Origin of the sequence: Microbispora sitophila, assembly GCF_014892245.1 — a bacterium.
GTDB lineage: Bacteria > Actinomycetota > Actinomycetes > Streptosporangiales > Streptosporangiaceae > Microbispora > Microbispora siamensis.
Genome location: NZ_JADBGC010000002.1, coordinates 358196 through 370303, shown reverse-complemented (window position 1 = coordinate 370303; position 12108 = coordinate 358196). Strand labels below are relative to the sequence as shown.

Annotated in this window: 9 protein-coding genes; 3 read left to right on the top strand and 6 right to left on the bottom strand. The window is 72.4% G+C overall.

The window, feature by feature from the left end:
• Positions 1 to 22 precede the first annotated feature (22 nt).
• Positions 23 to 994: a lysylphosphatidylglycerol synthase transmembrane domain-containing protein gene (locus IL992_RS04950; RefSeq protein ID WP_193202092.1), complete on the bottom strand. Its 972-nt coding sequence runs from the start codon at positions 992 to 994 to the stop codon at positions 23 to 25.
• Positions 995 to 1311: 317 nt separating this feature from the next.
• On the opposite strand from IL992_RS04950, the gene IL992_RS04945 reads away from it, so the two are divergent.
• Both IL992_RS04945 and IL992_RS04940 read left to right on the top strand, forming a co-directional pair.
• Complete coding sequence (locus tag IL992_RS04945; protein ID WP_193202091.1) at positions 1312 to 2349, top strand: sporulation protein; 1038 nt, start codon at positions 1312 to 1314, stop codon at positions 2347 to 2349.
• Positions 2350 to 2599: 250 nt separating this feature from the next.
• A complete protein-coding gene (locus IL992_RS04940; protein ID WP_319018349.1) occupies positions 2600 to 3448 on the top strand; it encodes an arginase family protein in 849 nt (282 codons plus the stop codon).
• A 12-nt stretch (positions 3449 to 3460) separates the two neighbouring features.
• Here the strand turns inward: IL992_RS04940 and IL992_RS04935 are convergent, their stop codons facing one another.
• Genes IL992_RS04935 through IL992_RS04915 form a run of 5 tightly spaced genes read right to left on the bottom strand, consistent with a single transcriptional unit; the run spans position 3461 to position 10796 of the window.
• Positions 3461 to 6280: a DUF5682 family protein gene (locus IL992_RS04935; protein WP_193202090.1), complete on the bottom strand. Its 2820-nt coding sequence runs from the start codon at positions 6278 to 6280 to the stop codon at positions 3461 to 3463.
• Positions 6277 to 7392 (bottom strand): ATP-binding protein, encoded by a 1116-nt coding sequence (locus IL992_RS04930; RefSeq protein WP_193202089.1) that lies wholly within the window; start codon positions 7390 to 7392, stop codon positions 6277 to 6279. The genes IL992_RS04935 and IL992_RS04930 overlap by 4 nt, the downstream gene beginning before the upstream one ends.
• Before the next feature lie 13 nt (positions 7393 to 7405).
• Entirely contained in the window at positions 7406 to 8851 is a 1446-nt protein-coding gene (locus IL992_RS04925; RefSeq protein ID WP_193202088.1) for a VWA domain-containing protein, read from the bottom strand.
• Entirely contained in the window at positions 8848 to 10293 is a 1446-nt protein-coding gene (locus IL992_RS04920; RefSeq protein WP_226872317.1) for a hypothetical protein, read from the bottom strand. Before IL992_RS04920 ends, IL992_RS04925 begins: the two co-directional genes overlap by 4 nt.
• Positions 10293 to 10796: a hypothetical protein gene (locus tag IL992_RS04915; protein WP_193202087.1), complete on the bottom strand. Its 504-nt coding sequence runs from the start codon at positions 10794 to 10796 to the stop codon at positions 10293 to 10295. Before IL992_RS04915 ends, IL992_RS04920 begins: the two co-directional genes overlap by 1 nt.
• Positions 10797 to 11008: 212 nt before the next feature.
• Here IL992_RS04915 and IL992_RS04910 point away from each other — a divergent pair, with 212 nt between their 5' ends.
• Positions 11009 to 12097, top strand: coding sequence for a HesA/MoeB/ThiF family protein (locus IL992_RS04910; RefSeq protein WP_319018348.1), 1089 nt, complete (start codon positions 11009 to 11011; stop codon positions 12095 to 12097).
• Positions 12098 to 12108 lie beyond the last annotated feature (11 nt).

The following is a 12108-nucleotide window of genomic DNA, read 5'->3' as shown; positions in this document are numbered from 1 at the left end:
GGCCCTTCGCGATCGGTCGTGCTCACGACCGTGCCCGTGCGGTCAGCGACCAGATGCTCCAGGCGAACCAGCCGACCGGGATCTCGATCAGGTGGGCGAAGAACCAGAACAGCAGCACCGCCGCCGTGGCCGCCCCGGGCGCGACGCCGAAGCCGATCAACGCCAGCGCCGTCGCCGACTCGCTGATCCCCGATCCGCCCGGAGTGATGACGGCGGTGGTCAGCACCCGGTTGATCGCGAAGGCCGCGACCGCCTCGGGGATGGCGACCTCGGCGCCGGTCACGTGCAGGCATCCGATGAACAGAACGCACTGCAGCGCCATGTAGGCGACCATGCCCAGCGTGAGCCGGGGCCACCGCGTACGAGTGATCTCGATGGTGGAGTGACGCAGGTCGAGCAGGAAGTCTCGCAGGCACGGCTTCCGCCGGAGCGGCAGGAACCGGACCACCCGATCCAGGCCCCGGCCCAGCAGGTCGGCCACCGCCTCCCGATGGAGGGCGGCCGTCATGGCGACGACGACGCCGATGAGCAACGCGCCGCCGACCCCGGCGGCCGCCGCCAGCCGGCGGTCCGGCATGTACCCCGCGCCGACCAGGCAGACGAGTCCCACGGCGGGGAGCAGGAAGCGGGACAGCAGGTTCCACACACCCGTCACGACCGTCGAGGCCGCCACCGGCCGCCGTCCGAAGCCCCACCTGGTCATCATGGTGAAAGTCATGGCCACGCCCACGGCCCCGCCGAACGGCAGCACGTTGCTGGCACCGCTGCCGACGCAGTTGACCAGCATCGCCCGGCGCCTGCTCAACCCGGGCAGGGAGTCGCTCACCACGTTGGAGTACGCCCACAGCCCGGCCAGCCACAGCGCCGTGAGCACCGCCATCGCGCCCCAGCCGACCCGCACGAGCCGCTCGTCGAGCTGCCCCCAGGTGACTCCGGTGATGTGCGGCAGGAAAGAGATGAGCACGGCCGCCAGCGCCAGGGAGATCAGCGACATGACGGCCCTGCTCCGGGGCGCGCGGCCCGTCGCCACAACCTCTGCCTGTGCCGGACTGGTCTCCACGCCGATTCCCCGCCTCCGTCAAACTGCGCCAGATTCGCCCGTGTAGGCGAGCCAAATGGAGAACAATCCCGAACATGCCCATTTGGGCAAAATCGGCGACAAACTTGCGGAAATCCCTGAGCGTGACCGTTTGCCGGGCGCGCCGACCACCGGAAGGCCACTCTTTACCTGCGGCCGGAACCCGGCCACGGCTCTTGATCGTTCAGGTGGGCGGCTGACACACCTCATCGACCGACGACAGGGAGAAACACGTGGTCTTCAAGCGGATGCTGGGCGCTCTCGGGGTGGGCGCCCCCTCGGTGGACACCGTACTGACCACCCCACGAGTCCGGCCGGGCGGCGTGCTCACGGGCGAGGTGAGACTGTCCGGCGGCGACTTCGACGCCGAGATCGAGGACATCACTCTCGGCATGGTCGCCGGGGTGGAGATCGAGCACGGCGACGGCGAGAGCACGGGGCTCGGCGAGTTCTCCCGCGCCCGGGTGTCCGGTCCGTTCACCCTCCGGCAGAGCGAGAACCGGAGCATTCCCTTCCAGATCCCGGTGCCGTGGGAGACCCCGATCAGCGAGATCGACGGGCAGCGGTTGACCGGCATGGCGCTCGGCGTACGCACCGAGGTGGCCATCGCGAAGGCCGTCGACAAGGGCGACCTCGACCCGATCGCCGTCGAGCCGCTCCCCTCGCAGCGCCGCATCCTGGAGGCGTTCCTCCAACTCGGTTTCGCCTTCAAGTCGGCCGACCTGGAGGCCGGCCACCTGTACGGCGTACGCCAGGAGCTGCCGTTCTACCAGGAGATCGAGTTCTACCCGCCCCCGCGGCACGCCGGCGTGGTGGGAGAGGCCGAGCTCACCTTCGTGGCCGACCCCGCGGGTCTGGAGGTGATCCTGGAGGCCGACAAGCGGGCCGGCCGTTACTCCGGCGACGCCATCGGCCGCTTCCGCGTCAGTCATGAGGACGCGGCGCGCATGGACTGGCCCGGGGAGATCGACCGCTGGCTGACCGGGCTCACTCAGTACGGCGCCCACCACGGCGCACCGTACGGTGACCACCACGGCGGCTACGAGCACGGCTATGGTCACGGTTACGGGCACGGGGACCACGGGCACGGCTATGGGCACGGCGGCCACTACGAGGACCACCACCCTCACCACGAGCACCGCGGCGGCCCCGGCTGGGGCGCGGTGGCCGCGGCCGGCGCGGCCGGGATCGTCGGTGGCCTGGTGGCCGGCGAGATCGTCGAAGAGATCTTCGAGGACGACGAGGACGAGGGCGGCGACGGCGACTGGTAGAGACTCCGGGGCGAACGCCTCTGGGGCCGGCGGCAGGCCGCGGCTCGCGGCCAGGAGCACGGGCCGTCGGACGGCGCTCGCCTGTGGCCACTGCCGCGCGACGCCCCTCCTGACGCCGCAGTGGCGCCTCCGATCGGCGCCGATGGTTCCCGCCCCTCCCCCGGGGTGCCCGCTGACCGGGCCGCTGGTGACACCAGGCACGACGGGCACCGCCCCTGCCGGGTGAACGTCGACGTGGAATGATCGGACGGTGCTTCCGACCGCGGTCGTTCAGGTGCCCCAGTGGCAGGGGTCGAGCGTCGACGACGCCCGGCTCCTCTCCCTCGGCGCCGAACGGCTGGCCTCCCTGGTGACGTCCACCGAACCGTCCATGAGGGCCGTACGGGTGCCCGTTCCGGACACCCCGGGCGCCGAGGGGGACGGCGTCCGGGCCCTGGACGTCCTCACCGCCGTCGCCGACCGCACCCGCGCCGCGCTCGGCGAGTGCGGCGCGGCCACGGTCGTCACGGTGGGCGGCGACTGCGGGGTGGAGGTGGAGCCGGTGTCGGCCGCCCTGGCGCGACACGGCGACGGGCTCGTCGTCGTCTGGTTCGACGCCCACGGCGATCTCAACACACCCGGCTCCTCACCTTCGCACGCCTTCCACGGCATGGTCCTGCGCACCTTGCTGGGCGAAGGGCATCCCGATCTGGTCCCGTCGCGCGCTCTGCGCCCCCGGCAGGTGATCCTCGCCGGAGTCCGCGCGCTGGATCCGGCGGAGCTGGCCTACGCCACCGACGCGGGCCTCACCTGGCACACCGTGCCCGAGCTGACGGCCGACCCCGGCATCCTGGTCCCGGCCGTCGTCGCCGCCGGGGGCACCGCCGTCTACATCCACATCGACCTCGACGTTCTCGATCCCGAGGAGTTCGGGTCGCTCAGCTACCCCGAGGCCGGCGGTCTGTCCGTCGCGACGTTGCGGGACACCGTACGCGCGCTGACGGCCCGTTTTCCCCTGGCCGGCCTGGGGATCACCGAGTATGCCCCCCGCCGCGAGGAGGACCAGGCCGTCCTCGCCTCGCTCGTCCCCGCCCTGCTCGCCGACGCCACCACCGGGTGAACGCGAGCGTCGTCAAAGGCGCAGCAGGGCCGCGACCGCGCCGGTCGTCGCCGGGTGCCGGGCGAGCAGGGCCGCCACCCCGCCGTTCTCCCGCTCGGCGCTCCCCCACTCCGCCGTGCAGCCGAGCAGCGCGGCCACGGCGTCGCACGCCTGCGGATGCCGGGCCAGCAGCGTGGACACCGGCCCGCTCGGCGCGGCTGCCGCCCGGGCCTTGCGCGCCGGTGCGGCCGGCCGTTCCCATGGCGGGGTCCAGGTGTCCAGCTCGGCCAGAGCGCCGGGGAAGGTCCGGCCGGCCTCCCGGACGAGCACGGGGACCAGCTCCGGCGCGTGCCGGCGCAACGTTGTGATCAACGTGGGCAGCCACGGCAGCAGGACGGGATCGGGCAACCGCGCGAAGGCCTTCGACAGCGCCTCGACCACGAACGGCGCGAGGCCGGGGACGGGTTCGAGCGCCTGGACGAACCCGCTCACATAGAGCGGATAGGCCGGGACGACGAGCGGGTTGGCCAGCAGCTCGTCGCAGCGGGCGCGCAGCTCCTCCCTGGTCAGCAGGCCCAGCTGCGTCTGCGCCGCCCACAGCAGCGCGACCTTGGCCGGGGCCCGCGGGTGCGACTGCCGTACGGCCAGTTCGAGCTGGGCCCGGTCGCAGCCCAGCGACAGCGCGAGGCTCTCCAGTGTGAACAGGAATCCGAGCATCGCGCCGACCTGACGCACGCCGGTGTCGTCGTCGGCGAAGGCGGTGGGCAGCAGCGTGCAGTAGTGGGCGTATCCGGCCGTGACGAAGTCCTCGCACCAGGCGGGCAGCTCCGGTTCGCTCGCCCGGTAGTAGGTCAGCAGCCGCCTGATCCGGCGCAGCACCTCGGGTGCGTCGTCCACGGTGCGCTCGGCGGCCAGCAACTCGACGGCGCGGGCGCCGAGCTCGCCGGCGAGACGGCGGCCGCCCAGGTAGAGGATGGCGTCCTCGACGGCCGCGAGCGCGACTCCCGCAGTGGCCTGCGGGTCCCACGCCGTGCGGCGCAGCCGCTGCTCCAGCACCTGTTCGACCGTGACGCCCTCGTAGCCCAGCTCGATGATCTCCCGCTGGTGCCGGCCGAGCGCGACGTCCCAGCTCTCCTGGATCGGCCGCTCGCCGAGGCGGCGCGCCCCCATGATCGGCCGGATCGCGCCGTCGGGCAGCAGGTAACGCAGCGTCCACAGCAGATCGGAGCACGGCTCCAGCTCGGGATCCGCCTTGAGGTCGAGCAGCACCCGCTGCTGGGTGCGCCTGGCCGGGTCGAGCCCGAGGGGCTCCAGCCGGTCGTACACGTCGCGGGCCAGCGGGGGCAGCGCGTCGTAGCCGACCATCCCGATCTTGTCGCCGCCCAGGAGGATCTCGCACAGGCGGCGGACGTCCCGGCGGCCCGGCACCACGTCCTTCTCGATGCAGGTGACGGCCGCGTCGGCGAAGTCGTACGGCGTGGGCCTGGCCCGGCCACGCAACCCGGCGAGCAGGATCGACGTCTCGAACACGGCGATGGCGTCGGCCGTGCTGGCCAGATAGCCGTTGCGGCGGGCCAGCCGCACGATGTCGACGCACCATCCACGCAGTTCGTCCTCGTCCAGGCCGTCGAGCGCGGGCGGGGTGGCGAGGAACCCCGACAGCCGGTCGGCCTCCGGCTCGGCGGCGACGGGCGGTGCGGCCTTGGCGGCTTTGGCGGCTTTGGCGGCTCGCTTCCCGCGTCCGCCCTGCTGTCCCTCCAGCCGGTAGGGCGTGACGCCCCCGCGCTTTACCGCCTTTGCCCAGGTGGCGGCGGCGATGGACACCGAGCCCTGGGCCAGGCCGAACTGCGCCTCGATCGCGGAGTGGCTGGAGGGGATCAGGCCGTAGAGCCAGCGGGTGCCCGTGCGCGGACCGATAGCGTACGGCGGCGCCTCGGACCGCAGGCCGAACTCGGCGACCGTGCTGACGGCGTGGAAGGCCCCGCACACGTACAGGCAGTCGGCGGGGTCGGCGCCCGACGCCGCGAGGTGCTCGCGGATGCGCGTCCACATGTAGCGCTCGCGTTCCTCGTCGACGGCCAGGCGGTCGTCCCCGTCGGGGCGCAGCCGCCGGAACAGGCTGCCGACCAGCGCCATCGCCTGGCGGTAGGTGTCGTAGTCGGCCCCGGTCAGCGGCTGCTCGACGTACTGGTCCCACCACTCCGACCAGTGCCGCACCTTGCCGTGGTGCAGCAGGTGCTTTTCCAGCTCGGCGAAGCGCGGACGCAGGTCGCCGATCTCGACGCCCACGGCGTCCCCATGCAACGCCACCTCGTCGCCCTGCGCGTCTTCGATCGCGCCTGACTCCTGCGGAGCCGAGCCGTCGGTCTCCTGGGGCAGCCACTGGAAGACGTGGTCCACCGAGCGGTCGACCAGCACGATCTCGACGCCGGGAGTGTCGAGCGCGTACGCGATGGCCTGATACTCCGCCGACGCCTCCGTGACCGGCGCGATCACGCTGAGCGGTCCGGAGCCGGGCGGGAACCCGTCGAGCTGGGTGGCGAACGCCTGCAGCGCCACCGGCAGCCGGCAGTTGCGCAGCTCGTCCAGGAGCGGGCGCAGGTCCTCGCACAGCTCCAGATAGACGACCTTGGGCCGCTTGTCGCGCAGCCGCCGGGTCATGGCCAGGGCGGAGGCCGGCGAGTGGTGGCACACCGGGAAGATCTCCAGATCCTCGCGCAGCATGCGGTCGACGTCGTCGACCATGCCGGACAGGATGCCGGGCAGGGTGCGGGACGGCGGCGCGTCCCCGCCGCCGGAGAAGGCCGCGGCGGCGTCGAGAAGCTGCTCGCGCAGGGCGTCGAAGGTGCTCATGACAGCGTCGAGATCGCCTGACGGCCGCCGTCGAGGAACCGCGTCCACTCGCCTCCGTCGTTCTTGCTGCGGGGTTCGACGACCCCGTGCCAGTACTTGTTGAGGATGGCCAGGTCCTCCGGGGCGCGCCTGGCCAGCGAGCCCACCAGCGAGCCGCCCAGGGTCTCGGCACGCAACGTGCGGTCGCCGAAGAAGTGGCTGTGCAGGATGGCGTCCTCCAGCACGCCGATCTGCTCGGCGGTGGACAGGGCCGACTCCAGCTTCTCGTCCTCGCTCGTGGCCGACGCCGCCGCGGCGCGCAGGTCGGCGAAGCTCTGCAGCAGGATGTCCAGGAGCGCGGGCGGCACGTCCAGCTCGATGCGGTGCCGGCGCAGCAGTTCGGTGGTGCGGAAGCGGACGATCTCCGCCTCGCTGGCCTTGCTCGTCACCACGGGGATGCGGACGAAGTTGAACCGCCGTTTCAGTGCCGAGGACAGGTCGTTGACGCCCCGGTCCCGGCTGTTGGCGGTGGCGATGATCGAGAACCCGGGCCTGGCGAACACCGTGTTGTCGGTGTCCAGCTCGGGAATGGAGACGTACTTCTCCGACAGGATCGAGATCAGGGCGTCCTGCACGTCGCTGGTGGCGCGGGTCAGCTCCTCGAAGCGGCCGATCATGCCCTGTTCCATCGCCGTCATGATCGGCGAGGGGATCATCGACTCGCGGGACTGGCCCTTGGCGATCACCATCGAGACGTTCCACGAATACTTGATGTGGTCTTCGGTGGTGCCCGCCGTTCCCTGCACGACCAGGGTGGAGTTGCGGCAGATGGCGGCGGACAGCAGCTCGGCCAGCCAGCTCTTGCCGGTGCCCGGGTCGCCGATCAGCAGCAGGCCGCGGTCGGAGGCGAGCGTCACGATGGCGCGCTCGACGAAGCTCCGGTCGCCGAACCACTTCTGCGGGATCTCGCGGTCCAGGCCGTCGGACCGCTCGCTGCCGAGCACGAACAGCCGGACCATCCGGGGGCTGAGCCGCCAGGAGAACGGCTTGGGGCCGTCGTCGACGGACTCCAGCCAGTCGAGCTCCTCGGCGTACTTCACCTCGGCGGGCGCGCGGAGCATCTCGTTGGTCATGTGAGGGGGTCTCCTAGGCGAGGAAGTTCTTGAGTTCGAACACGAGCTTGCGGATGTGGCCCGAGATCACCGGCGTGCCCAGGTCCTTGAGCTTCTGCCGGAACCACGGGTTGACGCTCTGCTGGCCGCCGCTGTCCACCGAGCCCACGGGGATGAGCCGTACGCCGGATCGGTGCAGCGCCTCCATCCCGGCGTAGACGGCGGGGCAGTCCCACTCGTAGAAGTCCGAGATCCACACGACCACCGTGTTGCGGGGGTCGGCGACCTTCGGCTGGGCGAGGGCCAGGGCGGCCGTGCCGTCGGTGCCGCCGCCGAGCTGGGTGCGCAGCAGCACCTCGAATGGATCGTGCACCCACGGGGTGAGGTCGAGCGCGCGGGTGTCGTACGCGACCAGGTGCACGTCGACCTTGGGCAGCCCCGCGAAGATGGACGCCAGGATGGTGCAGTTGACCATCGCGTCGACCATGGAACCGGACTGGTCGACCACCACGATCATCCTGGCCGGCGTCGTACGCCTCGCGGTGCGCCGGTAGTAGAGCCGGTCGACGTAGAGCCGCTGGTCCTCGGGGCTGTAGTTGGTGAGGTTCTTCCAGATCGTGCGGTCGAGGTCCAGGTTGCGGAACACCCGCTTCGGCGGCACGGACCGGTCGATCGCGCCCACACTGGCCTTCTCGACCTGTGTGCGCAGCACCTCGGCCACCTCGTCGACGAACCTGCGGATCAGCGCCTTGGCGTTGGCCAGCGCCACTCCCGACAGGTTGGCCTTGTCGCGCAGCAACTGCTCGACCAGCGACATGCTGGGCGTGAGCCGCCGCGCCAGGGCCGGGTCGGCCAGGACCTCGCGCAGCCGCATGCGGCTGACCAGGTCGGCTTCGATGCCGGCCAGCGCCTTGGCCAGGTCGTCGTCGCCGATCCTGAACCCGGTGCCCGGCCCGGACCCGGCCATGGGCCCAGCACCGTGGCCGCTCCTGTGGCCGGTCTCGGCCTCCGCTGCCGATTCGCCGCCCGGCTCTCCCGGCGCCGCGCCCGTTCCCGATCCAGGCGCCTGCCCCGCGCACAGGGCCCACTTGAGCCAGGCGGCGTCGCGCTGCCAGGTCGCGAGCTGGGTGGCGCTGACGTCACCCGAACCGGTGGCGAAGACGTTGAGCAGCAGCTTCGAGACGAGTGCCGCGCGGCGCACCTCGCCGCCCGGCACGTGCTCGTGCGGCGTGAGCAGGGTCTCGAACTCGGCGGACAGCTCGGGGAAGCGCTGCACCAGCGAGTCGACCGACACGGCCGGGTCGAGCAGCCCGGCGGGCAGGCCCAGGTCGCCGACGACCGCGACGCCGGCGGTCTCCAGCGCGGGCTGCTCCTCGTGGTCGAACAGCCGGGCGAGCAGCCGCCAGTAGAGCACCTGACGCCGATTCCGGTCGGCGTTCGTCAGACCGTCCTCGCCGGTCGTGGAGATGTCGTCGCTCATCGTCGCAGCAACCGTCCGGCTCGTTCCCGCAGCACGGTGACCGCGTCCGCGGCCCTGGCCTCGGCCTTGGCCGCCTTGGGGTCGGTGGGGCCGAGCGCCCAGTCGCCGGTGGCGACCACCACCGCCTCCCGCTTGACCTTCGCCTGCACGGCGAGCGGCTGCAGCGTCCAGCGGCCGGCGTCCCACCGGACCAGTCCCACGCACGCCGACGAGGCCGCCACCAGCCTGGGCGTGAGCGGGCCGCAGTCGGGCAGCCGTTCCGCGTCCACGGCGAGGACGGTTCCGCCCAGGTCCAAGGAGCCGTCCTCGGTGACCTTGTAACCCTCCACCAGCACCGGTTCTGCGATGCGTACGGGAACGCGGTCGAGGGGCGGCACCGCCGGGGCGAGTGCGCCGGGCAGGCACAGCCGGGCGGTCGCCAGCGGGTCGGCGGGCTTGCTCACGAAGGCGCGGTCGTCGTCCCAGACGAGGTCACCGCTGTCAAGCAGGGGCATGTCCGTGATCTCGACGCTGCGGCGGTCGGCCAGCGCGGCAAGCAGCACCTTGTGGCGCTGCGCCAGCTTCCACAGCGCCGTCCCGACGATGGTGTCGACCTTGGCGACCGTGACGGAGGTGCGCACCAGCCGGGACCTGCCGCCGCCGGCGGGTTCCAGGACGGCGTGCACCTGGAACTGGACGGCGGTGCCGTGCTCGTGCACGTCGACGCCGAGCGCCATCAGCCGCCCCGACACCGTGGTGGCGGGCCGGGGCTCGCCGGTCAGGACGCCGTCCTGCGACAGCAGCAGGGCGCGAGTCCACAGATCCGCCCAGCGCCGCACCGGCAGGTGCTCCGCCGAGCCGATCGGGCAGGAGGCGCGCAGTTCGGCCGCGAAGCCGTCAAGCAGCACCGCGAGCCTGCGCAGATCCGGCGCGCCGAGCAGGGCCTCGACGACCTGGTCCGCCGCGGTGACGAGGTCGTGGTCGACGCCGCGCCAGCCGGTGATGGCCAGCTCACGCAGCCAGGAGCGGACGCCGCCGAGCACGTTCCCGGCCGGCTGAGCGGCCGGGCGACCGCCGGCGTCGCCCGCCGTCCCCGGGCCATCGGGCGCCGGTGACCATTCCGCTCGCTCCCGCCCCAACGCCGTGTCCAGGCTGTCGAGCAGGGCGTCGTGCACGGCGCCGGACAACGCGACCCGGCCGCCCGCCAGGGCCGTCAGATGCTCCTGCGTGATCGAACCGGACACGACCGCGTCGGCGGCCTCCGCCAGCCGATCGCCGAGAGGGGTGGCGGCGAACGCCGCGGCCAGCGCGGTCACCGCGTCGGCGCGCTCGTCGGCGAGCCGGGCGAGGCCGTGCACCAGGGCGTCGTCGAAGCCGTCGAGCAGCGCGAGCGCCTCCCCGGCCCCGTCACCGGCGTTTCCCGAGTCGCCGCCGAGCAGCGCGGCGAGCTGTACGGCCAGCATCAGCCCACCGTCCCCGTGGCCGGGAACCAGTGCAGCTCCGGGATCGGCAGGGTGGTGTCGGGCACCTCCAGGTAGGCCAGGTGGCGCAGGAACCGGCTGAACACGACCGCGGCGGGGGCGGGCTCGTGGGCGCCGCCCAGGCAGTCGGCCAGATCCGCGCCCTCGGGGACCTCGACCCGCAGGTAACGGGACACGCGGCCGACGCCGTACTGCACGACGGCCTCGGCGACCAGGGCCCGCAGGTGCTTGCACGGCGAGCCGTACAGGCCGCCGCAGGGGCGGTTGTTGTTGGTGCTGCAGTTGTAGTCGTGGGTGCCGGCGGCGATGGAGGAGACGTAGACCCGGCCGATGTCCGAGCCGCTCGACACCACGCCCTGCAGCCGGCCGTCCGCCAGCTCGACGAAGGGGACCTTCGCCAGCTTGCGCGGCTGGACCGGCGGCACCACGCGCAGCCTGCTGTGTCGCGCCCACACGGTCGCGCCGTTGGGGGAACGGTCTGTCATGATCCGGAAAGTAGCCGAGCCGTACGACAAAACAGTTCGGCGCCGCCCGCCCCGGAACGGCCGGCTAACGGTCACGGCACCGGTCGCCGCCGGATCCAGGGATGATGCTGCTTAGGCATTCGCCTTGACACGAGTGGACACTTCCAGAAAGATCCACCTGTCGATTATTGTCCCGCTCGCGATGCCGAGAGGTCGTCTTGCGGTTGCCCCGAGTGAAAGCCCAGCACCGCCCGCACAGGTACGGCAACGACCGGATCCGGATAGGCGGAGCCGCCCAGGAGATCAGCGATCCGGACGGCCACGTCTGGGCGGCCCTGAACGCCATGGACGGCACGAGGACTCCGGAGGAGGTCGCCGCCCGCCTGCTCCGCGCGTTCCCCGGGCTCACAGAGGCCGAGGCGGCCGGCGTCGTCGATCTCCTGCTGACGTCGGGATACGTGGAGGACGCCGCCGGCCCGCGGCCCGAGGAGTTCAGCCTGCGGGAACTCGAGCGCTACTCACGCAACGCGGCGTTCTTCCGCGGCAGCGGCCTCGCGCCGCGCGAGCACGGCTGGGAGGCGCAGGTCCGCCTCAAACGCTCGCGCGTGCTCGTCTTCGGGCTGGGCGGCACCGGCAGCCACACGGCCTGGGCGCTCGCCGCGTGCGGCGTCGGCGAGATCCACTGCGTGGACCACGACCTGGTCGAGCTGTCCAACCTGACGCGGCAGGCCCTCTATCGGGAGGCCGACATCGGCAATCCCAAGGTGGACGTGGCCGTCGCCCGGCTCGCCGAGGTCAACTCCTCCGTCCGCGTGACCGGGGAGGCCCGGGCCGTCGAGTGCGAGGAGGACATGCTCGACCTCGTACGCGGGTTCGACGCGGTGGCGATGTGCGCCGACGAACCGGCCGGCCGGGGCGGCATCCGCATCTGGGCCAACCGGGCCTGCCTGTCGGAGAAGATCCCGTGGGCGCTCGGCGGTTACAACGGCCCGCTGGTGAGCGTGGCGGCGTTCACTCCCGGCGGCCCGTGCTACGAGTGCCTGACCGCGAGCGTCGACGCCCCTCTCGCACCCGGGATCCCCGTCGACCTCGGCGGGCCGGACGTCCTCGCCCCCTCCGCCGGAGTGTCCGGCCACCTGACCGCCCAGGCGGTCATCGCGTTCCTGACCGGGATCCCCGCGACCTCGGGCAGCTACGTCACCGGGATCAACCTCATCGCCCCGGACCAGCACGTCTACACGCGGCACCCGGCGGCGCCGGACTGCCCCGCCTGCGCGCCGGACGCGCTCCGCGCCGAGTCCCTCGGCAGCATGGCCGGGTGACACCGCACCAG

Bases quoted from the DNA above. Each gene is read 5' to 3' on its own strand.
- IL992_RS04950 (WP_193202092.1), bottom strand. From the start codon at position 994: ATGTCGCTGATCTCCCTGGCGCTGGCGGCCGTGCTCATCTCTTTCCTG.
- IL992_RS04930 (WP_193202089.1), bottom strand. From the start codon at position 7,392: ATGACCAACGAGATGCTCCGCGCGCCCGCCGAGGTGAAGTACGCCGAG.
- IL992_RS04920 (WP_226872317.1), bottom strand. From the start codon at position 10,293: ATGCTGGCCGTACAGCTCGCCGCGCTGCTCGGCGGCGACTCGGGAAAC.
- IL992_RS04935 (WP_193202090.1), bottom strand. From the start codon at position 6,280: ATGAGCACCTTCGACGCCCTGCGCGAGCAGCTTCTCGACGCCGCCGCG.
- IL992_RS04915 (WP_193202087.1), bottom strand. From the start codon at position 10,796: ATGACAGACCGTTCCCCCAACGGCGCGACCGTGTGGGCGCGACACAGC.
- IL992_RS04925 (WP_193202088.1), bottom strand. From the start codon at position 8,851: ATGAGCGACGACATCTCCACGACCGGCGAGGACGGTCTGACGAACGCC.